At 55.3% G+C, this 23,469-nt stretch carries 24 protein-coding genes; 13 read left to right on the top strand and 11 right to left on the bottom strand.

Annotation, left to right across the window (positions count from 1 at the left end):
* Positions 1–30: 30 nt before the first annotated feature.
* Positions 31–546: an E3 ubiquitin--protein ligase gene (locus QOT07_RS18570; RefSeq protein WP_129936911.1), complete on the bottom strand. Its 516-nt coding sequence runs from the start codon at positions 544–546 to the stop codon at positions 31–33.
* Positions 547–774: 228 nt separating this feature from the next.
* Here QOT07_RS18570 and hda point away from each other — a divergent pair, with 228 nt between their 5' ends.
* The gene (hda, locus tag QOT07_RS18565; protein WP_085118118.1) at positions 775–1,476 is read left to right on the top strand and encodes a DnaA inactivator Hda; all 702 of its coding nucleotides are present in this window, start codon (positions 775–777) and stop codon (positions 1,474–1,476) included.
* Between the two features lie 57 nt (positions 1,477–1,533).
* Here the strand turns inward: hda and arsC are convergent, their stop codons facing one another.
* Both arsC and bepA read right to left on the bottom strand, forming a co-directional pair.
* Positions 1,534–1,887, bottom strand: a complete 354-nt coding sequence (gene arsC / locus QOT07_RS18560) for an arsenate reductase (glutaredoxin) (protein ID WP_283603718.1) — start codon at positions 1,885–1,887, stop codon at positions 1,534–1,536.
* Positions 1,888–1,907: 20 nt separating this feature from the next.
* Positions 1,908–3,377, bottom strand: coding sequence for a beta-barrel assembly-enhancing protease (bepA, locus tag QOT07_RS18555; protein WP_099062589.1), 1,470 nt, complete (start codon positions 3,375–3,377; stop codon positions 1,908–1,910).
* A 371-nt stretch (positions 3,378–3,748) separates the two neighbouring features.
* Between bepA and QOT07_RS18550 the strand changes: the two genes are divergently transcribed.
* Together QOT07_RS18550 and QOT07_RS18545 are read left to right on the top strand one after the other, a co-directional pair.
* The gene (locus QOT07_RS18550; RefSeq protein WP_099062588.1) at positions 3,749–4,291 is read left to right on the top strand and encodes an RrF2 family transcriptional regulator; all 543 of its coding nucleotides are present in this window, start codon (positions 3,749–3,751) and stop codon (positions 4,289–4,291) included.
* Between the two features lie 148 nt (positions 4,292–4,439).
* Positions 4,440–5,648, top strand: a complete 1,209-nt coding sequence (locus QOT07_RS18545; RefSeq protein ID WP_283603715.1) for an NAD(P)/FAD-dependent oxidoreductase — start codon at positions 4,440–4,442, stop codon at positions 5,646–5,648.
* A 38-nt stretch (positions 5,649–5,686) separates the two neighbouring features.
* Here QOT07_RS18545 and QOT07_RS18540 read toward each other — a convergent pair whose 3' ends face one another.
* Positions 5,687–6,148, bottom strand: coding sequence for an Lrp/AsnC family transcriptional regulator (locus tag QOT07_RS18540; RefSeq protein ID WP_099062586.1), 462 nt, complete (start codon positions 6,146–6,148; stop codon positions 5,687–5,689).
* Between the two features lie 194 nt (positions 6,149–6,342).
* On the opposite strand from QOT07_RS18540, the gene QOT07_RS18535 reads away from it, so the two are divergent.
* A complete protein-coding gene (locus tag QOT07_RS18535) occupies positions 6,343–6,960 on the top strand; it encodes a LysE family translocator (RefSeq protein ID WP_099062585.1) in 618 nt (205 codons plus the stop codon).
* A 50-nt stretch (positions 6,961–7,010) separates the two neighbouring features.
* Here QOT07_RS18535 and QOT07_RS18530 read toward each other — a convergent pair whose 3' ends face one another.
* Complete coding sequence (locus QOT07_RS18530) at positions 7,011–7,439, bottom strand: TOBE domain-containing protein (protein ID WP_099062762.1); 429 nt, start codon at positions 7,437–7,439, stop codon at positions 7,011–7,013.
* Between the two features lie 340 nt (positions 7,440–7,779).
* Between QOT07_RS18530 and QOT07_RS18525 the strand changes: the two genes are divergently transcribed.
* The 3 genes from QOT07_RS18525 to QOT07_RS18515 all read left to right on the top strand — a co-directional run bounded on the left by QOT07_RS18525 (position 7,780) and on the right by QOT07_RS18515 (position 12,440).
* Positions 7,780–8,862 (top strand): YncE family protein, encoded by a 1,083-nt coding sequence (locus QOT07_RS18525; protein WP_283603714.1) that lies wholly within the window; start codon positions 7,780–7,782, stop codon positions 8,860–8,862.
* A 60-nt stretch (positions 8,863–8,922) separates the two neighbouring features.
* On the top strand, positions 8,923–11,121 hold the full coding sequence (locus QOT07_RS18520) for a TonB-dependent receptor (RefSeq protein ID WP_099062583.1): 2,199 nt from the start codon (positions 8,923–8,925) through the stop codon (positions 11,119–11,121).
* 248 nt (positions 11,122–11,369) lie between these two features.
* Positions 11,370–12,440 (top strand): AI-2E family transporter, encoded by a 1,071-nt coding sequence (locus QOT07_RS18515; RefSeq protein ID WP_099062582.1) that lies wholly within the window; start codon positions 11,370–11,372, stop codon positions 12,438–12,440.
* A 43-nt stretch (positions 12,441–12,483) separates the two neighbouring features.
* On the opposite strand, the gene bcp is transcribed toward QOT07_RS18515, so the two are convergent.
* A complete protein-coding gene (gene bcp, locus QOT07_RS18510; protein ID WP_085118108.1) occupies positions 12,484–12,948 on the bottom strand; it encodes a thioredoxin-dependent thiol peroxidase in 465 nt (154 codons plus the stop codon).
* Positions 12,949–12,950: 2 nt separating this feature from the next.
* A complete protein-coding gene (locus tag QOT07_RS18505) occupies positions 12,951–13,556 on the bottom strand; it encodes a glycine cleavage system transcriptional repressor (RefSeq protein ID WP_198404413.1) in 606 nt (201 codons plus the stop codon).
* A 110-nt stretch (positions 13,557–13,666) separates the two neighbouring features.
* Between QOT07_RS18505 and dapA the strand changes: the two genes are divergently transcribed.
* The 6 genes from dapA (at position 13,667) to ypfH (ending at position 20,355) form a co-directional block, all read left to right on the top strand.
* Positions 13,667–14,548, top strand: a complete 882-nt coding sequence (dapA, locus tag QOT07_RS18500; RefSeq protein ID WP_099062580.1) for a 4-hydroxy-tetrahydrodipicolinate synthase — start codon at positions 13,667–13,669, stop codon at positions 14,546–14,548.
* Between the two features lie 16 nt (positions 14,549–14,564).
* Positions 14,565–15,617, top strand: a complete 1,053-nt coding sequence (gene bamC / locus QOT07_RS18495) for an outer membrane protein assembly factor BamC (RefSeq protein WP_099062579.1) — start codon at positions 14,565–14,567, stop codon at positions 15,615–15,617.
* Between the two features lie 124 nt (positions 15,618–15,741).
* A complete protein-coding gene (gene purC, locus QOT07_RS18490; RefSeq protein ID WP_085118101.1) occupies positions 15,742–16,455 on the top strand; it encodes a phosphoribosylaminoimidazolesuccinocarboxamide synthase in 714 nt (237 codons plus the stop codon).
* Positions 16,456–16,620: 165 nt separating this feature from the next.
* Positions 16,621–17,487: a KPN_02809 family neutral zinc metallopeptidase gene (gene ypfJ, locus QOT07_RS18485; protein WP_012146218.1), complete on the top strand. Its 867-nt coding sequence runs from the start codon at positions 16,621–16,623 to the stop codon at positions 17,485–17,487.
* A 48-nt stretch (positions 17,488–17,535) separates the two neighbouring features.
* Positions 17,536–19,548 carry a tRNA(Met) cytidine acetyltransferase TmcA gene (locus QOT07_RS18480; RefSeq protein ID WP_099062578.1) on the top strand — a complete coding sequence of 671 codons (2,013 nt, stop codon included), beginning with the start codon at positions 17,536–17,538 and terminating at the stop codon, positions 19,546–19,548.
* Between the two features lie 117 nt (positions 19,549–19,665).
* Positions 19,666–20,355 (top strand): esterase, encoded by a 690-nt coding sequence (gene ypfH / locus QOT07_RS18475; RefSeq protein ID WP_099062577.1) that lies wholly within the window; start codon positions 19,666–19,668, stop codon positions 20,353–20,355.
* 28 nt (positions 20,356–20,383) lie between these two features.
* Here ypfH and QOT07_RS18470 read toward each other — a convergent pair whose 3' ends face one another.
* From QOT07_RS18470 to QOT07_RS18455, 4 genes are read right to left on the bottom strand one after another with little or no spacing between them, the layout of a single operon-like run.
* On the bottom strand, positions 20,384–20,569 hold the full coding sequence (locus tag QOT07_RS18470; RefSeq protein ID WP_099062576.1) for a YpfN family protein: 186 nt from the start codon (positions 20,567–20,569) through the stop codon (positions 20,384–20,386).
* A gap of 2 nt (positions 20,570–20,571) precedes the next feature.
* The gene (locus tag QOT07_RS18465; RefSeq protein ID WP_099062575.1) at positions 20,572–21,246 is read right to left on the bottom strand and encodes a M15 family metallopeptidase; all 675 of its coding nucleotides are present in this window, start codon (positions 21,244–21,246) and stop codon (positions 20,572–20,574) included.
* Positions 21,243–22,370, bottom strand: a complete 1,128-nt coding sequence (gene dapE, locus QOT07_RS18460; protein ID WP_099062574.1) for a succinyl-diaminopimelate desuccinylase — start codon at positions 22,368–22,370, stop codon at positions 21,243–21,245. Before dapE ends, QOT07_RS18465 begins: the two co-directional genes overlap by 4 nt.
* On the bottom strand, positions 22,367–22,753 hold the full coding sequence (locus QOT07_RS18455) for an ArsC family reductase (RefSeq protein ID WP_099062573.1): 387 nt from the start codon (positions 22,751–22,753) through the stop codon (positions 22,367–22,369). The genes dapE and QOT07_RS18455 overlap by 4 nt, the downstream gene beginning before the upstream one ends.
* Positions 22,754–23,469: the final 716 nt, after the last annotated feature.

Here is a 23,469-nt window from a genome sequence, read left to right as displayed (position 1 = left end):
TGACTGCTCCTTTCTTTGATATCAACTAAATTATTGTTGTGTTGCCGGCTGGGTATTGTTGTTCCCTGCTGCATCAGCATCACTTTTTAATTCTTCCGCTTTATTCTCAGCGCTGTTTTTAATCGCTTCGGTTTTCGCTTTGGCCTGTTCGGTCAAATCGTTGGCGCCATTAATGGCGTCGTTCTTAATGGTTTTAGCCTGGTCGACCAACTGCTGGCTTTGTTTGCTGGCGTCATCTTTGATGGCATCGGCTTTGGCCTTCGCATCATTGGTGATGGCTTCTGCCTGCTTGCTGGCATCGTCTTTAATCGCCGAAGCCTTGTCTTTAAGCTGGTCGGCCTGAGTGGTGGCCTCTTTCTTGATGTCCTTGGCCACGGCGGCGGCTTTATCGGTCAGATCGTCCGCTTTTTTCTGGGCGGCGTCTTTCATCTGCTCTGCGCTGTCTTTGGCCTTTTCAAGATTGGCGTCGACTTTGGATGAGTCATCACAGCCGGCAAGTACTAGCCCAATGAGTGAGGCCAAAAGCACTTTATTCCATACTTTCATTGTCTATATCCTTGTAGAACCTTGTTTATGGTGATTGCGTTTCGCTTATCTATACTAGGATAAGACTTAGCTGAAATACAAATTTCACTGACCAGAGCCGTCGGTTAATTTGATCGCGTTGGCCACCGTTGTACACTATTGCGGCATAAAATCCTGCCGGTTCAACAGAGCCCGTTTTCTGTGGTAGACTTACCGCGTTTTCCTGCCAGTTTTGGTTGAGGTGCTTTTCTGAATACGCCGGCACAGCTTTCACTGCCACTTTATCTTCCCGATGATGAAACTTTTGCCAGTTTTTATCCGGGGGAGAACCCATCCCTATTGAGCGCGATCCAGTCCGCCGTTCGTCAGGAACACGGCAACTATATCTATTTCTGGTCACGCGAGGGCGGTGGGCGCAGTCACTTGTTACATGCGGCCTGCGCAGAGCTTTCGCAGCGCGGCGAAGCCGTAGGCTATGTGCCGCTGGATAAGCGAGCCTATTTCGTGCCTGAGGTCCTGGATGGCATGGAGCAGCTGGCGCTGGTGTGTATCGATAATATCGAGTGCATCGCCGGTGACGAAGCCTGGGAAATGGCCATCTTCAATCTTTATAACCGCATCCTGGAAACCGGCCGTACGCGCCTGTTTATTACCGGGGATCGTCCGCCACGCCAACTCAATCTTCATCTGCCCGACCTGGCCTCACGCCTGGACTGGGGGCAAATCTACAAGCTGCAACCGCTGTCGGATGAAGAGAAACTGTTGGCGCTGCAATTGCGTGGCAAACTGCGCGGATTTGAATTACCGGAAGACGTGGGGCGTTTCCTGCTCAAACGCCTGGATCGCGAAATGCGTACGCTGTTTATGACGCTGGATCAACTCGATCACGCTTCGATCACCGCCCAGCGCAAGCTGACCATCCCGTTTGTGAAAGAGATCCTGGGGCTGTAACAGCTTCACTTCGAAAATTTTGGGCACCATAATCAGTGCCCAATATCAATATCACGCTTACAAAATCTCCAGCACCTGCTCCGGCGGTCGGCCGATACGCGCTTTGCTGTCGTTGACCACAATAGGGCGCTCGATCAACTTCGGATTCGCCACCATCGCCGCTAACAACTGGGCTTCGCTCAGGCTTTCATCCGCCAAATTCAACTCCTTGTACAGATCTTCTTTCTTACGCATCAGTTCGCGCGCCGAGGTGAAGCCCAGCTCCTTCAGCAGTTTTTTCAGTTGCTCCACCGACGGCGGCGTCTCCAGATACAGCACCACTTCAGGTGTTACGCCATGCTGTTCCAGCAGTGCCAGGGTTTCACGGCTCTTGGAGCAGCGCGGGTTGTGGTAAATCGTGACGTTCTTCATTTAAATCATCCTTATCAAAATCAGCTGCGCTGGTACTGGCGGAAACGCTCTTGCAACTGGCGCAACTGGTCGATGCGCGCATCATAGCGCGCCTGTTTCAGGCTGCCGAGTTTTTGCAGCGAACTGGCATTGCTGAGCAAGCCAATGGCCTGATCGAGACGGCCGGTCAGTGCCAGGCTTTCGGCACGGGCAGAAAGCTCTTCATCGCGCAGTCCCTGAGCGGCACTGGCCTGGGCCAGCAGATCCCAGGCGTTGGGATCGTCCGGATGGGCGAAGGTATAACGGTTAAGTATTTTGGATGCCTGGGCCGGCTGGTTGCCTTCAACATAGGCATTGGCCAGGTTGAGCTGCAGCACCGGGTTGTTGCTTTGGGCGGCATTGGCCGCCTGCAGACGGGCGATGGCCTGCGGCGCACGTTTCTGACCGAGATCGATGTCGGTCATCAAATCGAGCAGCCAGACGTTTTTCGGATCTTGCGTCAGCAACGGCTGAATGATGTTACGGGCGTCATCGTATTTTTTCGCCTCATAGAACAGAATGGCGCGGCCATACTTGGCGGCGGTCTGTTCACGTATATTGCCTTTGCTGTAAGTATCGAGCAGTTCTTCGCGCAGGCCGTAACCTTCGGAACTGTACATCCCCAAAGAACGCACCTTGGCCATCAGGTAATCCTGGGTGGACTGCACCAAATGCTTGGGCATCTGGTTGGCGCGGTTTCGTGCGTCAGACAGACGACTGTCGGGTAATGGGTGGGTCAGCAGCATTTCTGGCGGTTTCGAGGCGTAGCGCGACTGGTCAGACAGCTTCTGCAAGAAGTCAGGCATGGCTTCCGGATCAAACCCGGCGCGTTGTAATACCTGAATACCGATGCGGTCGGCTTCCTGTTCGTTGGATTGGGTAAAGCTGATCATGCCCTGTTGCGTACCGGCCAGGGTACCGCTCAGCGCCGCCATGCCCATGGTCGGGTTGGCCATCGCCAGCAGGATGGAGCCGAGGGCGCCAACCCAGGTCAGGGGAGCATTGCGTTGCTGGTCTTCCATCGCTCGTGCCAGGTGGCGTTGGGTCACGTGCGAGATTTCATGCGCCAGCACCGAGGCGAGCTGGCTTTCGTTGTCGGTTTCGCGAAACAGGGCAGAGTGCAACACCACGTTGCCGCCGAAGAAGGCAAAGGCGTTAATTTCGTCGTTACGCACCAGATAAAAATGGAATGGCGTGCGCACTGAATAGGCGCTTGCCACCAGTCGGTTACCCAACTGGTTAATGTATTGAGTCAGCAGTGGGTCGTTGATCAGCGGTGCGCTGGCGCGAAGCTGACGCACATAGAAATCCCCCATGGCCATTTCCTGGCCAATGCTCAGGGTGCCGCCCGCAGAGGTGCCCATATCCGGCAGTTGATCCTGGGTTTCCGCCTGCACCGGCGCCATCGCCGTGGCGTTGAGCGTGCCAAGCAACAGTACTGCAATCGCTGTTTTGGTCAACCGGGTGGTCATAGTCAGGCCTTTCCCTTAAATAGTCATTTCTAAGACGTCAGCATCACCTAAGAGTTCTTGTTCCCTGCCGGACTCGCCAAAACAATCAGTGCGAAAGCGTGTTGGCTCACAAAAATGCACGCGTTGCGGCGGCCTGTTGGCAGATCACATCATAGTCAGCCAAAAGCGACAATGAAACTTATGTTCGGCAATAATCGGACAGAAAGGCTTTATTTTTCATTTCTGAATACCACCATGGCGATCGACGGAGTGACGCTCTCAGGCCATCGACAAAAAACAAAGACAAAGTTTGTCCGCGTTTTAATTGACAGGTTAAACGTGGACTAATATAGTCTGTGTTATTGAATTCACAGGTGCACCGCAAACCCCATATGGCTTACATCACTACCAGCGTTGAATACGGCATCCACTGTCTGCTTTGGCTCGTCGGCGATAACCAGCGTGCTCTTAGCAGCCGCGAACTTGCCGAGCTGCAGGGTATTTCCCCCAGCTTCCTGGCCAAAATCTTTCCCAAGCTGGAAAAAGCGGGGATCGTTGCCGCGAGCGAAGGCGTGCGCGGTGGTTATCGGTTGGCCCGCCCGGCAGATGAGATCACTTTTCTGGAGATCATTGATGCCATTGAAGGTCACAAACCGCTGTTCGATTGCCAGGAGGTGCGTGGTCGCTGTGCGGTGTTTGATGACAGCCCGCCAGACTGGGCGGTGTCGGGCAAGTGTGCGATCCATGCGGTGATGCTGCAGGCCGAAAAGGCCATGCGTGATGCGCTGGCGGTACAAACTCTGGGGGCTGTCGCTACTCGCTTCGGGCGCAAGGCACCAGAAGGGTTCTTCGGTGAGGTCAACATCTGGATGGATGAGCGCATGAGCGAGCGCACCACGCGCAGCGGCAAACCGGCCCGCACCAAGCCTCAATAACGCCTCAGTATTTTCTCTGACTATTTTTTCCCGCCTGTGTGCCACAGGCGGTAGCCCTTCTGCACCCTTTTATCCGGGAGCGGAACGGCGCCACTCGCCTGGAAAACAGTACGGGCAACCCGATAAACGTGTATGAAGGAGTTATTCCATGACGCAGAAAATAGTGATCGCCGGTTCTGGTTTTGCTGGTTTTTGGGCTGCCGTTTCTGCCATGCGGGCAATCTCGCTGGCCGGCAAGGAAGAGGACATCGAAGTGACGATGGTTTCGCCGACGCCGAACGTCACCATTCGCCCACGGCTGTATGAAGCGGTGTTGGAAAACATGAGTCCGGATATCTCGGCACAGCTTGCCGCTATTGGCGTTCGTCATTTGGCCGGTTTGGTTGCGCAGATAGACAGCGAAAACCAGACGCTGGTGGTGGAGTGCGCAGAAGGACAAAGACTACAACTGGATTATGATCGCCTGGTATTGGCGACCGGCAGCCAATTGTTTATTCCTCCGGTGGCTGGTTTTGCCGAGCACGGCTTCAACGTGGATACGCTGCAAAGTGCGCAACGACTGGACGCCCATCTAAAAGCATTGGCGAGTCAGCCAGAAACTCCGGCGCGTAACACCGTGGTGGTGGTTGGCGGTGGGCTAACCGGGCTGGAAAGCGCGGCCGAAATGCCAATGCGCCTGCGTGCCATTCTGGGCAGCGAAGCGAACATCCGTGTGGTGATTGTTGATACCGCAGAAGAAGTGGGGGCGGGTATGGGGGCTGAACCTGGCGTGGTGATCCGACAAGCGCTGGATGAATGTGGCGTTGAGTCACGGGCCGGGCTGCGCGTTACGGCGATTGATGCCGGCAGCGTTACGTTGTCGAGCGGCGAACGCATTGCAACCGACACGGTGATATTGGCCGCCGGCGTGCGGGCGCATCCGTTGGTTGCACAAATTCCGGGTGAGCGTGACGGCTCCGGACGCATTGTCGGTGATGCCTTCCTGCATGCACCGGCGGTGGACGGCGTGTTTGTTACCGGGGATACGGTCAAAGCCGCGACCGACGGGCAGGGAAATCATAACCTGATGACCTGCCAGCATGCGATGAGCCTGGGGCGCGTAGCCGGGCACAATGCCGCGGCGGAACTGGTCGGGCTGCCTCTTTATCCTTACAGTCAGCCCAAGTACGTGACCTGCCTCGATCTCGGTTCCTGGGGAGCGCTCTACACCGAAGGCTGGGACCGTCAGGTGCGCTTCACACGTGAGGAGGGAAAAAAGATCAAACAGGAAATCAACACCCAGTGGATTTACCCACCGGCAGCGGATCGCGATGCGCTGTTCGCCGTCGCCAATCCAGACTTTGTGATTGTCCCTTAAGACTTAAGTCACCAACGGGAGCGGAAACGCTCCCGTTGTTATTTCCCCATCGGCAAAAAAGAGCGCTCAGGCACCACGGTTTTCATCACCAGTGTCGAACTGAGGCGTTGAACGCCGGGCAGTGCGGAAAGCTTCTCGTCATACAGCTGCTGGAATGCGGGTAGATCGCGCGAGATCACGTGCAGCAAATAGTCTGGATCACCGAACAGTCTTTGCGCCTGCACCACCTGAGGAATATCCACCATCGCATCCTCAAAGGCCGCCACGGCGTGGCGATCGCCTTCCCTCATGGTGACGAAAACCAGCGCGGAAAAGTTATACCCCAGGCTGGTGGGATCAAGCTGGGCGCGATAACCCCGGATCACTCCCGACTCTTCCAAAGCCCGGACCCGACGATGGCAGGGGGAAACGCTGAGCCCGATCCGTTCGGCCAGGTCGGTGACCGAAAGTCGCCCATCGGTCTGTAGTTCAGCAAGAATTTTGTGGTCAATCTTATCCATTTAGAAGAATTTCCCCGAACTCGTGGTTTTCAGGCAAGTAATTGGCAGCACATTTTAACGCCCTAAAGATATTCTTTCCAATAATTAACCGCTCGGGACTGCGCGTTTTTGCAGCGGCGCTCAGGGTCTTATAATGAGGAAAGTCAGGTGAACATACGGATAACACAGCAATCTCGGCAGGGGCTTAAACCATCATGACACTCGCCATTTTTGCGGCCTTTTGGGCGGTCTCTATGCTGTTTGTCATCACGCCGGGCATGGACTGGGCATACGTCATATCGGCAGGTATACGTGGCAGGGTCGTGGTCCCCGCCGTCGCCGGTTTGCTGTTTGGTCACCTGCTGGCGATTGTGGTTGTGGCGGCTGGCGTGGGGGTGTTGGTTGCAGGTAACCCCTTGATCCTGACCGTGCTCACCGTCGCGGGAGCGGCCTACCTGTTGTGGATTGGCATCAATCTGCTGATGAGCCCGCCTGTACCCAATTCCGCGGAGAAACAGAGCTCAGACTCATGGATGCGCTGGGCGAGTAAAGGAGTTTGCATCAGTGGCATGAACCCCAAAGTGTTCCTGCTGTTTCTGGCCCTGCTGCCGCAATTCACCGATCCGCATGCCGTTTGGTCAATACCGACGCAGATCCTGGCACTCGGCCTGTTGCATCTGGTCAGTTGTGGGCTGGTTTATCTGCTGGTGGGGTTTGGCTCGCAGTCTGTCTTGCAGACTCGCCCACAGGCGGCGCGAGTTGTCAGCCGTATCTCAGGTGCCGCGATGGTGATCATCGCCGTCGCCTTGTTAGCCGAGCAAGCGCTCAAATAAGAGAGGATATATCCGCCGACATGATGGCGGATATATCAAGGGGGATGCCGTCAGGCTCTGACGGCAAGCAGCACGGATGAGGCTTTGATCAGCGCAATCACCCGAGACCCGTTTTTCAATGCCATTTCCTGCAGGCTTTCGTTGGTAATCACCGAGGTCAGGGTAAAGCCCGCATCCGTTTTGATATGTACGGTGCTGTTGACGGCTCCTTGTTCCACCGCACTCACTTCTCCGGCAAACTGATTACGGGCGGAAAAACGCAGCCCACAATCTTCAGACGCCAGGATCACCCAAGGTGCTTTGATTAGCGCTACGGCTTCTTTGCCGGTGACCAGACCAAGCGATTGCTGGCTCTGCACTGTCACAATGGCGACCAATTTCTCTCCACCCGGCAGGGTGATTTCTACCTCATCATTAACGGCGCCTTTTGCGACCGCAGACACGGTACCGGATAACTGGTTACGAGCTGATACTGACATAAATTCCCCTTGGTCAGACATGATAATGAACTTGCCGTACAGCATGACCATTTCTCGTTTTATTTGCCACTGTCCAGCAAGAGTTGTGTGAGCATTCACCTGATGTTGCTGAGGGTTCATACGGCTTTACGCGGCTATTGGGACAGCCATTTACGCTTGCTTGCATAAAATGTAATGAGTATGATTATTATTCTCTTTGTTATTCGCATGCATAAAAGTGAAATACCCTCCACAGGGAACACTGAGACAGACGGTGGGGCTCATTTCTCGTCATGGGAAAGCCAAAAAATAATCCGCAGAGCCACCACTCAATAACTTTATATGGCCAAGGATTTCCCTGATGAAAATGAAAGTCTCCGCGCTCGCCCTGGTGATGAGCCTGGCGCTGAGTGGCTGCGTTACACAAAAGCAACCCTCTGCTTTTCCAATCGCCCAACCTGCCGCACCGGTGACTCAACCCGCCAATAGTGTTCAACGTGAACTGGCAAATGGTCTGTATGAGATCGCACTGGCTCCGGCGGGTGATGCGTTATATGTCGCCAGCTCCGAAGGTTTTAAAGATGTGCAGGGTGGGGTGGTTTATAAGCTGGATGCGAAAACGCTGAAAACGATTAGCCTGACCCACACAGATCTGAAAAACTTTGCCATGCAGATATCCCCTGATGGCAAAACTCTCTATGTGACTAATTCTCTGGATGGCGGTATCAGCGCTATCAATACTGCTGACGGCAAAGTGAAAGGTCGTCTGCTGTTTAGCGAACGCAACGAGAAAGGGCTGCCGTATGGCGCGCGCCAGATCTTGCTACACGAAAATACGCTGTATGTGGGCGCAGTGGCCGATCCGGCGCTGATTTGGGTGGTTGATGCCAATACGCTGAAATTAAAAGCGCGAATCAAAAACACCGGCAAATGGATGACCGGCCTGCATTACTCGCAACAAACCCAGCGCCTGTATGCCGCGAACGGCAGCGGGGAAATCCTGGTGATTAACCCGAAAAACAACTGCATCGAAAAACGTTGGAAGCCGCTTGGCGATAAGCCGGCGCTGTTGCTTAACCTCACGGAAGACAGCGACACCGGCCGACTGTTTGTGACCGACAATTCAAAAGCTAAAACCACGCTGGTATTGGATATTCATAGCGGTAATTTGTTGAAACAGCTCGATGTCGGCGATTCGCTGGCGGTGTTGTTCAATGCGAAACGTAACGAAATTTATATCTCGCAGCGCGAATCCGGCAAGGTGTTGAGTCTCAACGCCACCACCTATGCGGTGAAACAGAGCTGGGCGTTGCCGCCGAATCCAAACAGCCTGTCGCTCTCTGCAGACGGCCAGACCCTGTATGTCACCGTTAAGCAGGTATTTAATAAAGATCATTCGACCAAAGGCCCGGACAGCGTTGTTCGCATTGATTTGAATAAATAAGCCACACCGGCTCGGTAACGGGCCATTTTTGTTCCACTTATCCTCATCTATGAGTGAATTATGCATAACACCAGTTCAACATCTTTTCCGCAGCGCTTGACGCTATTGGCGCTGGCTATCGGCGCGATTAGTCAGGGGGCGCTGGCCGCACCCACAGAGAGCAGTAAAAAAAGTCAGGAAGAAACCCTGGTGGTTGAAGCCAGCAAAGACAGCGATTTTAAAGCCGGCGGTGATGACCTGGTGCCCGCTTATCTGGATGGGCAAATTGCGCATGGCGGGCGGTTGGGGATGCTCGGCGAGCAAAAAGCCATGGACGTGCCGTTTAACGTCGTTGGCTATACCGCGAAGCTGATACAAGATCAGCAGGCGAAAACCATTGCCGATGTCATCAGCAATGACGCGGGCGTTCAGGCGGTACAGGGCTACGGTAACTTTGCCGAAACCTACCGTATTCGCGGTTTTATGCTCGATGGCGACGACATGACCATGGGCGGTCTGGCGGGAGTGGTTCCACGCCAGGTGATGGATACCCAAATGCTGGAACGCGTGGAAGTATTCAAAGGCGCCAATGCCCTGCTGAATGGCGTAGCCAGCAGCGGAGTAGGCGGTATGATCAACCTCGAACCCAAACGTGCGGAAGATACGCCAACGACCCAGGTAGGCATTGATTACACTTCTGATTCGCAAGTCGGCGGCAAGCTGGATCTGGGGCGCCGCTTTGGTGACAACAACCAGTTCGGCGCTCGCGTAAACCTGGTTCATCGCGAAGGTGAAACGGCGGTTAACGACGATAAACGTCGCACAACCCTGGCCTCCGTGGGGTTGGATTACCGTGGCGATCGTTTCCGCACCTCACTGGACTTCGGCTATCAGAAAAAGACTTTCCATGGCGGGACCATGGGGCTCAACGTCAGCGGCGTTGATTTTATTCCCGCCGTGCCGGACCCGACCAAGAACTACAGCCAGAAATGGGGCTACAGCGATATCGAAAACGAGTTCGGTATGGCGAAAGCGGAATATGACCTCACGCAAAGCTGGAAGGCTTACGTGGGATTGGGTGCACAGCATGCCCATGAAACCGGTCTTTACAGCGCACCGAAGTTGATTAACGCCGATGGTGACGCCACGGTCGGGCGCCTGGATACTAACCGCATTATCGACGCGTTCAGCGGCATGGCAGGCATTAGCGGCGAATTCAACACCTGGGACGTGTCGCATAAGGTGAACGTCGGTTACTCGGCGCAGATCAAAAGTGACAAGACCGCCTGGCGTATGTCGGCCAACAATCCCACGACCAATATTTATGACAATCACGATGTCCCGGTGCCGGATAATGCCTACTTTGGCGGCAACTACTCCGATCCGTTAACCACCGCCCGTAATCGGACTCAGGGCTGGCTATTCAGCGATACGTTGGGCTTCTTCAACGATCAATTGCTGTTTACCGCGGCGGCACGCCATCAGAAAGTGGTCGTGCGCAACTACAGTAACACCACCGGCCTGGAGGATACTTCGTCTCGCTATACCCAAAGCCGTTGGATGCCGACATTTGGCCTGGTGTATAAGCCGTGGGAAGAAGTGTCGCTGTACGCCAACCATACTGAGGCGCTGCAACCTGGTGACAACGCGCCGCAGGGGGCCAACAACTATGGTCAGAGCACCGGCATTGCCCGCTCCAAGCAAAATGAAGTGGGGGTGAAGGTCGATTTCGAGCGCGTAGGCGGCTCGCTGGCGCTGTTTGAAATCAAGAAACCTTCCGCCATCCTCAACGACAGTGGCAACTATGTGCTGGATGGTGAGCAACGTAATCGTGGCGTAGAGCTGAATGTGTTTGGTGAACCGACGTTTGGTGTGCGCCTGAACGGCAGCGCGACCTGGCTTCAACCTGAGTTGACTAAAACCCAGGGCGGCGTGAATGAAGGTAATGATGCGATTGGCGTGGCGCGTTTCTACATGGTGTTGGGTGCCGAGTATGACATCAAACCGGTTGATGGCCTGACAGCCACTGCCAAGGTGAGACACACGGGATCTCAGTACGCCGATGCGGCCAATACCAAAAAACTGGACAGCTATACGACTCTGGACCTCGGTCTGCGTTACCGCATGCGCCTGAACGAGGATAAAAACAGTATGGTATGGCGTGTCGGCGTGGATAACGTCACTAACGAGAAATACTGGTCTGGTGTAGAGAGTTATGGCACCTATCTGTTCCAGGGGCAACCGCGTACCGCTAAAGTCTCCGTAACTTACGATTTCTGATAACCACCGGCCTTAGGCCATAGCGGCGGTTTGACTCGCAGTTAAACCGCCGCTCTACCTTCCCCGCATTAAATCGATAATTGTCTTTCCCCTTGTCTGTACTGACAATCGCTGGCTGGCAGATGGCTGGCATGGTACAACCATACGCCTGAAGCCCCCCGCTTTGTGCTGGGGGAGCAATAAGTTAAAAAATACTCCATCACAGGAACAGCAATGCCTGCCAGTCAAACCTCTAGGAGCACTCTCTGATGCTGGAGATGTTATTACAGTGGTACCGCCGTCGTTTTACCGATCCGCAGGCCATCGCGCTGTTGGTGATCCTGGTTGCCGGATTCCTCATTCTCTATTTTCTGCATGGCATTCTGACTCCACTGCTGGTGGCCATCGTACTGGCATATCTGCTGGAGTGGCCGACCGCACGGCTGCAGCGTATTGGTTGCTCGCGTAACTGGGCGGCGAGCATGATGATGATCATGTTTGCCGGTATTGCGATGCTGCTGGTGTTTGTGGTGGCGCCGACCGCCTGGCAACAGGGTATCAACCTGATGACCGATCTGCCGGGTATGCTCAATCAGTTCTATAACTTTGCCGCGACGCTGCCGAAGCGTTATCCGGCGCTGGTGGATGCCGGTATCATCGATATGATGGCGGAAAACCTGCGTGGGCGTTTGTCGGGCATGGGGGAGTCGGTGGTGAAATTCTCACTGGCTTCGCTGGTTGGGCTGTTGACGCTGGCGATTTACCTGATCCTGGTGCCGATGATGATGTTCTTCTTGCTGAAGGACAAAGAGCAAATGCTCAACGCGGTGCGCCGCGTGCTGCCACGGAATCGCGGGCTGGCCGGGCAGGTATGGATCGAGATGAATCAGCAAATCACCAACTATATTCGCGGCAAGGTGCTGGAGATGGTGATTGTCGGCATAGCGACCTATCTGGTGTTCGTTGTTCTGGACATGCGCTATTCATTGCTGCTGGCGGTGCTGGTCGGTGTCTCGGTGCTGATCCCCTATATCGGTGCGGTGCTGGTAACCATTCCTGTGGTGGTGGTGGCGATGTTCCAATGGGGTATCGGCGCCGACTTCTGGACGCTGATCGTCGCTTATCTGGTGGTGCAGGCGCTGGATGGTAATCTGCTGGTGCCGATCCTGTTCTCTGAGGCGGTCAACCTGCATCCGTTGGTGATTATTCTGTCGGTGATCATTTTCGGCGGGCTGTGGGGTTTCTGGGGCGTGTTCTTTGCTATCCCACTGGCGACTTTGGTGAAGGCGGTGATCCACGCCTGGCCGGACGAACTGCGGGTGGAAACGGAACAGGAATAGGCAGGAATAACGAAGCGCAGCAGGCCGCTGCGCTTCGTATAAATTATTGCTGCAGGTAACTCAGAACGATGTCGTGATGATTGGTGGTTTTGAAATCATCAAACACTTTTTCAACCTTGCCCTTGCCGTCGAGCAAGAAGCTGATGCGGTGAATGCCGTCATAGGTTTTACCCATAAAGGTTTTCTCACCCCAAACGCCAAACTGCTGTGCTACCTGGTGATCCTCATCAGACAACAACGTGAAGTTTAACAACTCTTTCTCGGCAAAACGCGACAGTTTTTCGGGTTTATCCGTGCTGATGCCCAGAACTTCGACACCCGCTTTTTTCAAGTCATCCATGTTATCCCGCAAACCGCAGGCCTGTACGGTACAGCCCGGCGTCATCGCCTTGGGATAAAAATAAACCAGTACTCGTTGTCCCTGGAAGTCGGCCAGATTAATTTCCTCACCGTCCTGGTCAGGCAAACTAAAGTTTGGCGCTGTGTCACCGGCTTTCAATGGGGTCATCACTACTCTCCATCTTTCTCATCATGCTGTGGATAGTTCACAACGCTAATACTGCCTTGTGCTTTCAATTCTGTACATAGGCGATGAAAGGCTTGCTCAATATTTGATGCATCATGATTGCCAGGGCTGTGTGCGGTGATCTGGATATGGAGCTGGGGTGGCAGGTCAGTTTCTGCCGGCTGGGTGCGCGACACCAGTTCGGCAATGTTCATCTGGCTGGAGTAAAACAGGTCGGTAAAACGTTCAATGATGTGCGGTGAATCCTTCACCTCAACCTGTACCCACACCGTGGCCGGCATCGGCGGCCTTTCGTGCGAGTTGGTGCGCTTCATCACAATCAGCAGTTCCAGCTCCGCGCCTTTTTGCGGCAGGGTGGACTCGATCAGGGTAATGGCGTTCCAACTGCCGGAAAGCAGCATGATGAAAGTGAACTCCTCACCCAGCATGGCCAGACGGCTATCTTCGATATTGCATCCGCAACTGCTGACGTGGCGGGTGATGGCATTGACGATCCCGGGGCGGTCGGTACCGAGCGCGGTAATCACGAGATAGTGTTCATCTGGCTTAGGCAAAATGGAGCTTCCTGTCGTGCACAATGGGGTTACCATGGTAAACATAAAAAAAACCGCCTGCCAAGCGCTTACAACACCGTTGTTTGCTTGCTTTTGGATAGGCAGCAAAAGTACCATGAGTGACTTGTTTGTGGAGGGGACGGCCAATGTTTACGGGAAGTATTGTTGCACTGGTTACGCCGATGGACGACACAGGTGCTGTCGATCGCGCGAGCCTAAAAAAATTGATTGATTATCATGTAGCCAGTGGAACTGCGGCTATCGTTTCCGTAGGGACTACCGGCGAGTCAGCAACGCTTGCCCATGACGAGCACGTTGACGTGGTATTGCAGACGCTGGAACTGGCCGCTGGCCGCATTCCGGTGATCGCCGGTACCGGCGCCAACGCTACCGCTGAAGCCATTTCGCTGACCCAACGCTTCGAAAATACCGGCGTAGTGGGTTGTCTGACGGTCACGCCTTACTACAATAAACCGACTCAGGAAGGGCTGTATCAGCACTTCAAGGCGATTGCCGAAAGCACCGCGCTGCCACAGATCCTCTATAACGTGCCTTCGCGCACCGGGTGTGACATGCTGCCGCCGGTGATCGCGCGTTTAGCAAAAATTAAGAATATTGTTGCTGTTAAAGAGGCAACAGGGAACTTAAGTCGTGTAAGTCAGATCCAAGTGCTGGTTGATGATGAAGATTTCATTTTGCTGAGCGGCGATGACGCCAGCGGTCTGGATTTCATGCAACTGGGCGGCAAAGGGGTGATTTCCGTGACGGCCAACGTGGCGGCGCGTGAAATGGCGCAACTTTGCGCGCTGGCAGCACAGGGTAACTTTGCTGAGGCACGCCGCTTAAATCAGCGCTTGATGCCGTTGCATCAGGATTTGTTTGTAGAAGCAAACCCGATCCCGGTGAAATGGGCCTGTAAGGCATTGGGATTGATGGCAACCGATACGATGCGTCTGCCTATGACGCCGTTGACCGACGCTGCCCGTCCGGTAGTGGAACGCGCCTTGAAAAGCGCCGGTTTGCTGTAACTCTAAGGGAAATTTGATGGTTTATTCATTGCAAAAGTCGACGGTAGCAAAAGTCGTGGGTATTTCGCTGGTGATGATGCTGGTGGGTTGTACCACCGATCAGCGTTACAAACGCCAGGTGAGCGGCGATGAGTCTTACCTCGATGCGTCGGTGCTCAAGCCACTGAACGCACCAGCCGGTATGATCCTGCCGGTGCAAAGCGGTAATTATGATGTTCCGGCCACCACGCTGAAAGGCGGCGTCGGCAAGCAACTGGATATTCGTCCGCCAGTACAGCCACTGGCCTTGCTGAGCGGTTCACGTGCGCAATATGCCGGCGACAGCGGCACGCTGCTGCTGGAAAACAGCCCGCAGAACCAGAACCTGTGGTCACGCGTGACCAGCATGCTGCAAACGAAAAACATTGCGATCGCCTCACGTCAGGACGCTACTCAGACCCTGACCACCGACTGGGTGAAGTGGAACCGTCTGGATGAAGACAACCAGTACGAAGGCCGCTACCAGATCAGCGTACAGCAGCAGGGTTACCAGCAGGCGCTGGTGGTGAAGACCGTCGGCCTGCAGCAGCAGGGTAAAACCGAGCAGATTACCGACCCGTCGGAAGTGCAGCGCTACAACGGCATGATGATGAACACTCTGGTTGAAGGCCTGGACAAGCAGGACAACCTGGCGAGCAACCAGTCTGCCAACCGTTTCGGCACGCTGGACGTGCAGAGCGGCGCAGATGATACCGGTCTGCCAATGTTGGTAGTGCGCGGTCCGTACACCGTGGTGTGGGATCGTCTGCCGGCGGCGTTGGAAAAACTGGGGATGAAAGTGGGTGACCGCAGCCGTCCGCAAGGTACCGTTGCCGTAACCTACAAATCCCTGAGCAGCAGCGATTGGGATGCGTTGGGCGTCAAGGATCCTGAGCTGAAAGAAGGCGATTACAAACTGCAGGTGGGTGACTTGAACAACCGTTCCAGCCTGCAATTTATCGATCCTAAAGGGAAGCCGTTGACCCAGTCGCAAAACGACGGGTTGGTTGCGGCATTCCAGTCAGCATTCAGTAAAACCAGCGTTAAGTAACTGAAAAGGGGCCAAGGCCCCTTTTTCTTTGATGGTTACGGTATCGTTTGCGTCGCATATTTGGCACAATATACCCATCATTCTTGCAGCGTTTTTAAAACAATTTTTTATTGGAGTAACTAAGATGCAAAAGCTAGCTGAGCTGTATCGCGGAAAGGCAAAAACCGTCTACACCACCGAAAACCCTGATCTGTTGGTGTTGGAGTTCCGCAACGATACGTCAGCACTGGATGGTCAGCGCATTGAGCAGTTTGATCGCAAAGGCATGGTGAACAACAAGTTCAACCATTTCATCATGAGCAAACTGGAAGAAGCCGGTATCCCGACGCAAATGGAACGCCTGCTGTCAGACAACGAAGTGCTGGTGAAGAAGCTGGACATGGTGCCGGTCGAGTGTGTGATCCGCAACCGTGCCGCCGGTTCACTGGTGAAGCGTCTGGGCATTGAAGAAGGACTGGTACTGAACCCGCCGCTGTTTGACCTGTTCCTGAAAAACGATGCGATGCACGATCCAATGGTCAACGAGTCCTATTGTGAAACCTTTGGTTGGGTGAACAAAGAGCACCTGGCACGCATGCGTGAGCTGAGCTACCTGGCGAACGACGTGCTGAGCAAGCTGTTTGACGATGCCGGCCTGATCCTGGTCGACTTCAAGCTGGAGTTCGGCTTGTTCAATGGCGAAGTGGTGCTGGGTGATGAGTTCTCACCGGACGGTAGCCGCCTGTGGGACAAAAACACCCTGGACAAGATGGACAAAGACCGTTTCCGTCAGAGCCTGGGTGGCTTGATCGAAGCCTACGAAGAAGTGGCTCGCCGCATCGGCGTCAAACTCGACTAAGCGTTTTCTCGCTATACGGGGTCTCTCCGGCCCCGTCATTTTCCTGACTTTCCCCGCCGTCTGTTCCTTCTGTCTGCATTTCCAGAAAAATTCTACATTTCCTTTGCCGCTGAGCATTTATAATGATCTACGTAACATGACAAAAACCTAATCTGGAGTTTACATATGCGTTGGCAAGGGCGTCGGGAAAGTGACAATGTTGAGGATCGTCGCGGGCAGTCTTCAGGTCTGGGTGGCGGTGGCGGCGGTTTCCGCGTGCCTCGCGGCAAGGGCGGTATCGCCATTCTGGTGGTGGTGCTGGTGGCCGGCTATTACGGCATCGATCTTTCGCCGCTGTTGAACGGTGGGGACGTTAGCCCACAAACTCAACAACAAAGCGCCAGCATCAGTCCAAAAGACGATGAACTGGCTAAATTTACCTCGGTGGTGCTGGCCTCTACCGAAGATAACTGGAAAGAAGTTTTCCAGCGCATGGGCAAAACCTACCAGCCACCCAAACTGGTGATGTATCGCGGCGTAACGCGCACCAGCTGTGGCACCGGTCAGGCGGCGATGGGGCCTTTCTACTGCCCGGGCGATAAAACGGTGTATATCGACCTGTCGTTCTATCAGGATATGAAAACCAAACTGGGGGCCGGCGGTGACTTTGCCCAGGCCTATGTGGTGGCGCACGAAGTGGGCCACCATGTGCAGAACCTGCTGGGCATTGAGCCTAAAGTGCGTCAGATGCAGCAGGGTGCCAGCCAGGCGGAAGTGAATCGTCTGTCGGTGAAAATGGAACTGCAGGCGGACTGCTTTGCCGGCGTTTGGGGCAAATATGCCGAGAAGCAACAGATGTTGGAAGAGGGCGACTTGCAGGCGGCGTTGAACGCTGCGCAGGCGATCGGCGACGACCGTTTGCAGCAACAGGGCCAGGGACGAGTGGTGCCGGACAGTTTCACTCACGGTACCTCGCAGCAGCGCTACACCTGGTTTAAACAGGGTTTCGATAGCGGTGATCCTAACACCTGCAACACCTTCGCTTCCCGTTAACATGCATGCCGGAGCCTGACTCCGGCATTTTTTTAGGTCTGGATCCTGATGTTACAGGCAATGCAACAACTTATGCAGCAGCAGGGCATCAGGCGCCTGCTGGTGCTCAGTGGCGAGCCGCAATGGTGTCGCCAGCAAGCACAACGGCTGGCGACAACCCTGCCGGGCGACTGGCCGTGGGTGGGAGAAAATCCGCCGCCTGCTATGCCGTCACTGGCCAGTGGTGCGGTACGGACATTGCTGGGGCAGGAGCGGTTGCATGCGGTGTTTGATGCGACCCGCGGCCTGGATGTCGAAGCGCTGGCCGCGCTGGCCGGTACCCTGCGCGCCGGCAGTTGGTTGCTGTTGCTGACACCACCATGGCAACAATGGCATCAGCAGCCGGACCACGACAGCCTGCGCTGGAGCGATTGCCCGCAGCCGATCATGACCCCTAATTTCATTCACCATCTACAGCAACACCTGGCGGCGGACAACGAAGTCACGCTCTGGCGAGAGGATGAGCCGCTGACTTTGGCACCCTTGCCAATACGCCCGCAGTGGCAAGCGCCGGATGGCCAGCCGACTCCCGAGCAGCAAAGGTTGCTGGCACAATTACTCGGCGCTGAGTCAGGCATTTGGGTGCTGACCGCTGCCCGTGGGCGCGGCAAGTCAACGGTGGCGGGTATGCTGGTGGCGAACACGCCGCTCACCTGCTGGATCACCGGGCCCAGCCGAGCGGCTACCGAGGTCGCTGGTGAATGGGCGCAGGGCCGCGCACAATTTTGGGCACCGGACGCGTTGTTGGCCCATTGTCGCGAACACGACGTCAGCGACGTGGGCTGGCTGCTGGTGGACGAAGCGGCGGCGATCCCCGGCCCGTTGCTGCAACAACTGGTTAGCCATTTCCCCCGAGTTTTGCTGACCACCACGGTACAGGGCTATGAAGGCACCGGCCGGGGGTTTTTACTGAAATTTTGCGCGGGGTTGCCTGCGTTTCAGTCGCTGGGGTTACAGCAGCCCATGCGTTGGGCGCAGGGCGATGCGCTGGAACGCGTCATTGATAACGCGCTGTTGTTCAACGAACTGCCACTCTGGCCGGCGACGAATAAACCCGTCAGTATCAGCGAGACAGAACAAGGAGCGCTGTGTGCCGACCCTCAAGGGTTAATGCGTTTTTACGCCCTGTTAAGCAGCGCCCATTACCGCACTTCACCGCTTGATTTACGGCGGTTGATGGACGCGCCCGGCATGCATTTTGGCGTGGCGCAGGTTGAAGATGAAGTCATCGGCGCACTGTGGCTGGTGGAGGAAGGCGGCCTGAGCGCCGAACTGGCACACGAAGTCTGGGCCGGGCGGCGGCGACCGCGCGGCAACCTGGTGGCACAGTCGCTGGCGGCACATGGCGGGCAGTGGTGGGCACCGACGCTGCGTTCACGGCGCATTACCCGCATTGCGGTATTACCGGCTTTGCGTCAGCAGGGCATTGCCCGCAGTCTGATCGTACAGCAACGTCGGCAAACGCAGGGGCTGGATTACCTCTCGGTCAGCTTTGGTTACACCGAGTCGCTGTGGCGCTTTTGGCAATCCTGTGGTTTTGAACTGGTGCGCATCGGCAGCAAAACGGAAGCCAGCAGCGGTTGTTACACCGCCATGGCCATCCTGCCGCTAAGTGAGCAGGGTGAGGCGCTGCGGCATGCGGCGCATAAGCATCTGGCGCGTGACTGGCGCTGGCTGCAGCCGCGTATTGATCTGCAACTGGAAATCACCGGTGACGACGGCGATATCCAGTTGGGTGAGGATGACTGGCGCGAACTTGCCGGGTTCGCCTTCGCCCATCGGCCGCTTGAGGCCAGCCTGGGGGCGCTACAACGTTTACTGCTAGCCAGTCCTTTGCCGCTGCCCGCACTGCGTCAGCATCTGCAACAGCAAACGACGCCGGCGGGCTGCGTGGCGTTGCTTGGCTTCAGCGGCCAGAAGGCTTTGCTACGCCGCTGGCGGCAGGAGGCGGGGTTAGCGCTTGAGCAACTTGATGCCCAGCACTGCCTGCGCTGGCACAATTGGTCGCAATCGTTGGAATAAATTGAAGATGTTGCTCAATAAAACCCGATTTTCCTGAATTCTCAGCGGCGTATAGTAGTTGACAGGAACCCGGGCAACTGGCGCCGGGCAGAATTTGATCAATACGAGGAGTCACCGATGAAACATGAGCATTTTGTTGTACAGAGCCCGGCAACCCCGGCTGCGCAGCTGATCCTGCTGTTTCACGGTGTTGGCGATACCCCAGAGGCGATGGGCGAGATTGGCAGCTATTTTGCCAAAGACTTCCCGCAGGCGCTGGTGGTCAGCATTGGTGGCCCTTTTGCCTTCGGTAACGGCAGCGGCCGTCAGTGGTTTTCGGTGCAGGGTGTGACCGAAGAAAACCGCGCCGAGCGCATTGCTGAAGTGATGCCACAGTTTGTCGAAACTGTGCGTTACTGGCAGAAACAGAGCGGCGTGAATGATGCCGGCACCGCACTGGTCGGTTTTTCTCAGGGCTCAATCATGGCGCTGGAAGCCTTGAAGGCAGAACCCAGACTGGCCGGCCGGGTAGTGGCTTTCAGCGGACGTTTTGCCAGCCTGCCGGAGCGGGCGTTCGGTGATTGCGTGGTGCACTTGATCCACGGCGAACAGGATGCGGTGATTGCGGTGCAACATGCCAGAGCGGCGGCAGAACAGCTGCAGGCTATTGGCGTCGATTTCACGCTGGACGTGGAAGAAGACGTGGGGCACGCCATCAATCAGGGCATGATGAACGATGCCCTCGAACGGCTGCATTACTACGTGCCTCAGCGCTACTGGGATGAAGCGATGTTCGGCAAACGCGGCGATTTGATCGCTTTTAAATAAACTTCAGGGCGCTAAATGCGCCCTGATATCATTTCTTCTTCGGCCAGTCGTCGTCGTTATCCCACTCGGCGTTGTTATCGCGGTGCGGTGGCAGCTCCGGCTTATCGGCCAGATAGCGTTTGACGTCAACGCGGCGCAGCTCTTTGATCCCACTGATAATCATGCCGAATAAAATCAGCAGGATGATCCACCAGTAGTCAGCTAACCATTCCATATTTACTCCTTTCCTTCAGGGCGTATAAAACGCGAAAATATCGATGGCAAATGCTCTTCAAGCCATTGGGCACCAGCAACGTCCTTATTTTTCCAGGCTGCCAGCAGCAGCGCCGGCGTCAGCAGATGCTCGGCTTCACGCGCCAGTGGCCGGTAACTCAGATGCCAGGGTTCTACCGCCACACCGTCACCTTCTTCGGTGAACGGACGGTAAAAGCCAAATTCAGCCATATGCGCCGTCATCCACTGATTGAGCGGATAAAAGTAGCCGCCATGCTGGTATTCCCAGGGCTCCAACTGCAACTTTTGCCCTGCCGGTAACAGTGAGGGATCGTAGACGTCGAGGTCACTGCCCCAGTGATGGCGGCTGGCACCGGGCAAAGCCGACCAACGCAAGATTGCCTCACAGCGCTCGGCGGCGGACAGTGGCGTGATGTCGATCGGTCGACTGTCCTTATCTAATACTGGGCGCTGCCCGCAGAATTTTCCATTCCAGATCGCCTGTTGACGATCAAAATCACGAAATGTGCTGGCGGGCTGGAGATCGAACCCGGCCGCAAGTGCCGCCTGTTGCATGGCGAGGAACGCGGCCACGGCGGCGGGCTGCAACCGGTGGTTACCGCAGAGCGGTACCAGATGATCGGTTGAGCGCCCGGTCAGCATTTCTGGCGTGATCATGCGACCAGTTGCTCCATGATGCGCTGGTACATGCGGCTGAGCAGCTGCAAGTCGGCAGCGTGTACGCATTCGTTGACCTTATGGATCGTCGCGTTGACCGGCCCCAGTTCAACCACTTGCGCGCCCATCTGGGCGATAAAACGACCGTCTGAGGTGCCCCCGGTGGTCAGCAACTGTGGCGTCAGCTCAGAATAGTGTTCGACGGCGTTAACCACCGCATCCACCAGTGCGCCGCGTGCGGTCAGAAACGGCTGGCCCGACAGGCGCCATTCGATGCTGTAGTTCAACTGGTGGCGCTCGAGCAGTTCTTCCACGCGTTGTTTGATGGTTGCGTCAGTCGATTCAGTGCTGAAACGGAAGTTGAACTGGACGAACATCTCGCCTGGGATCACGTTGTTGCTGCCGGTACCGGCCTGCACGTTAGCGATCTGCATGCTGGTCGGCGGGAAGAATTCATTGCCGCGATCCCACTCGGTCGCCACCAATTCATTCAGTGCCGGCATGGCACGGTGTACCGGGTTATCCGCCAGATGCGGATAGGCGACATGGCCCTGAATACCGTGAATGTGCAGGTTGGCGGTGATCGAGCCGCGACGGCCGTTCTTTACCACGTCCCCGACACGTTCGGTACTGGACGGCTCGCCGACCAGACAATAATCCAGGCGCTCACTACGCGCCATCAGCGCCTCTACCACCTTCACCGTACCATGGGTAGCACTGGCTTCTTCATCGGAGGTGATCAGGAAGGCCAGACGGCCCCGATGCTGCGGGTTGGCTGCCACAAAACGCTCAGCCGCCACGACCATCGCGGCCAGCGAACCTTTCATGTCTGCCGCGCCACGGCCATACAGCATGCCGTCGCGGATGGTTGGCTCAAACGGCGGGTTGTCCCAGCGTTTTTCGTCGCCGGTCGGTACCACGTCGGTGTGGCCGGCAAACGCCAGCGTTTGACCTTCGCCACGCCAGGCCCAGAAATTCAGGGTATCGCCGAACGGCATGGGCTCAACGGTAAAACCAATGGCTTCCAGACGCTCAATCATCAGTGCCTGGCAGCCTTCATCGTGCGGGCTGAGCGACGGGCGTTTAATCAACTGTTGAGCCAGTTCGATAACCGGGCAAATCATGCTGCCACCTCGGAAATAAATTGCTGGTAGCCTTCGGCACTGAAGCCGAGCAGGGCGTGTCCGTTGCCGTCGTCCAGCAGTGGGCGTTTGATGATTGCCGGTTGAGCCAGCATCAGCGCGATGGCCGCATCGGCATTGTCGCAGGCGGTGCGCTGCGCTTCATCCAGCTTGCGCCAGGTAGTGCCGCGGGTATTCAGCAGCGGCTCCCAGCCCAGGCGTTCGACAAAACCACGCAGTTGCTGTTCGTCCAGCCCGTCGGCGCGGTAGTCGTGAAATTGATAAGCCACACCCTGTTCTTCCAGCCAGCGGCGTGCTTTTTTGATGGTGTCACAATTTTTGATGCCGTAGAGCTTAAGCAAACTTTTTTGAGCATTGTCTTTCATGAAAAAATGTTACCTCTATATCAGGGTAAGTTCAGAGCAACAGGTATCAGGCGATGGCCTAAACTGTCAGGAATCACTGCTCATCAAGTATTTTGAAGATAATGCCCCAGTGCAGGATTTCGATCCAGACTACGAGCTAATTATCGATGAAGGGCGTTTAGCATTCAAAGCCGAACATTTGCATGAAAGTGCAGGGTTAGGACGATTTTTCAAGCGTGTTAATGATGGTGACATAGCGAAAGGCTCGATCAGTTCTCTCGCGAAAACCCTTTCAAGGGTGTTGAGTACATTTCGCAATTAGACCGTGCTCAAATCGAACTGCATGATGTTGAGAAGTGGCTTACCATTAGCCGCAAACACTCTTAGTGGTACAAAGAGTCGCGGCTGTGTATGCGGCTGGCACTGAGCCATTGTTGAAAACTCGTTCATGGGCCAGTGATGTAGAAAAGTGTAATGCTCCCCTATCTAATGATCTTAATAATAGAAATGACCAAGTATTACACATTCAAGTGAAGCAGAACCGATCACGGGTAGTACTCAACTGCTATGTACGGATCGGGAAGCCCTGTACACAGCAGATCGGCGGCAAAGTTGAAAGTGGTTACCGCATAGAAGCATTATCCCGCGCAGGTATACAGTTTTCACAACCAAATCCTTATGTAACGTCACCTAATCCGGCACTTGGGGCACTAAAGGAAAATGTAAAAAAGTTCAGA

Source organism: Serratia proteamaculans, from assembly GCF_949794035.1.
GTDB lineage: Bacteria > Pseudomonadota > Gammaproteobacteria > Enterobacterales > Enterobacteriaceae > Serratia > Serratia proteamaculans.
Note: the sequence above shows the minus strand (reverse complement) of the source record. Positions and strands in the feature narration are given on the sequence as shown.

Coding starts and splice junctions, on each gene's coding strand:
- QOT07_RS18515 (WP_099062582.1), top strand. CDS start 11,370: ATGCTGGAGATGTTATTACAGTGGTACCGCCGTCGTTTTACCGATCCG.
- QOT07_RS18525 (WP_283603714.1), top strand. CDS start 7,780: ATGAAAATGAAAGTCTCCGCGCTCGCCCTGGTGATGAGCCTGGCGCTG.
- bepA (WP_099062589.1), bottom strand. CDS start 3,377: ATGACCACCCGGTTGACCAAAACAGCGATTGCAGTACTGTTGCTTGGC.
- QOT07_RS18550 (WP_099062588.1), top strand. CDS start 3,749: ATGGCTTACATCACTACCAGCGTTGAATACGGCATCCACTGTCTGCTT.
- arsC (WP_283603718.1), bottom strand. CDS start 1,887: ATGAAGAACGTCACGATTTACCACAACCCGCGCTGCTCCAAGAGCCGT.
- QOT07_RS18545 (WP_283603715.1), top strand. CDS start 4,440: ATGACGCAGAAAATAGTGATCGCCGGTTCTGGTTTTGCTGGTTTTTGG.
- QOT07_RS18470 (WP_099062576.1), bottom strand. CDS start 20,569: ATGGAATGGTTAGCTGACTACTGGTGGATCATCCTGCTGATTTTATTC.
- QOT07_RS18530 (WP_099062762.1), bottom strand. CDS start 7,439: ATGTCAGTATCAGCTCGTAACCAGTTATCCGGTACCGTGTCTGCGGTC.
- QOT07_RS18540 (WP_099062586.1), bottom strand. CDS start 6,148: ATGGATAAGATTGACCACAAAATTCTTGCTGAACTACAGACCGATGGG.
- dapE (WP_099062574.1), bottom strand. CDS start 22,370: ATGATTTGCCCGGTTATCGAACTGGCTCAACAGTTGATTAAACGCCCG.
- QOT07_RS18570 (WP_129936911.1), bottom strand. CDS start 546: ATGAAAGTATGGAATAAAGTGCTTTTGGCCTCACTCATTGGGCTAGTA.
- purC (WP_085118101.1), top strand. CDS start 15,742: ATGCAAAAGCTAGCTGAGCTGTATCGCGGAAAGGCAAAAACCGTCTAC.
- ypfJ (WP_012146218.1), top strand. CDS start 16,621: ATGCGTTGGCAAGGGCGTCGGGAAAGTGACAATGTTGAGGATCGTCGC.
- dapA (WP_099062580.1), top strand. CDS start 13,667: ATGTTTACGGGAAGTATTGTTGCACTGGTTACGCCGATGGACGACACA.
- QOT07_RS18455 (WP_099062573.1), bottom strand. CDS start 22,753: ATGAAAGACAATGCTCAAAAAAGTTTGCTTAAGCTCTACGGCATCAAA.
- QOT07_RS18520 (WP_099062583.1), top strand. CDS start 8,923: ATGCATAACACCAGTTCAACATCTTTTCCGCAGCGCTTGACGCTATTG.
- QOT07_RS18465 (WP_099062575.1), bottom strand. CDS start 21,246: ATGATCACGCCAGAAATGCTGACCGGGCGCTCAACCGATCATCTGGTA.
- QOT07_RS18505 (WP_198404413.1), bottom strand. CDS start 13,556: ATGGTAACCCCATTGTGCACGACAGGAAGCTCCATTTTGCCTAAGCCA.
- bamC (WP_099062579.1), top strand. CDS start 14,565: ATGGTTTATTCATTGCAAAAGTCGACGGTAGCAAAAGTCGTGGGTATT.
- ypfH (WP_099062577.1), top strand. CDS start 19,666: ATGAAACATGAGCATTTTGTTGTACAGAGCCCGGCAACCCCGGCTGCG.
- QOT07_RS18480 (WP_099062578.1), top strand. CDS start 17,536: ATGTTACAGGCAATGCAACAACTTATGCAGCAGCAGGGCATCAGGCGC.
- bcp (WP_085118108.1), bottom strand. CDS start 12,948: ATGACCCCATTGAAAGCCGGTGACACAGCGCCAAACTTTAGTTTGCCT.
- QOT07_RS18535 (WP_099062585.1), top strand. CDS start 6,343: ATGACACTCGCCATTTTTGCGGCCTTTTGGGCGGTCTCTATGCTGTTT.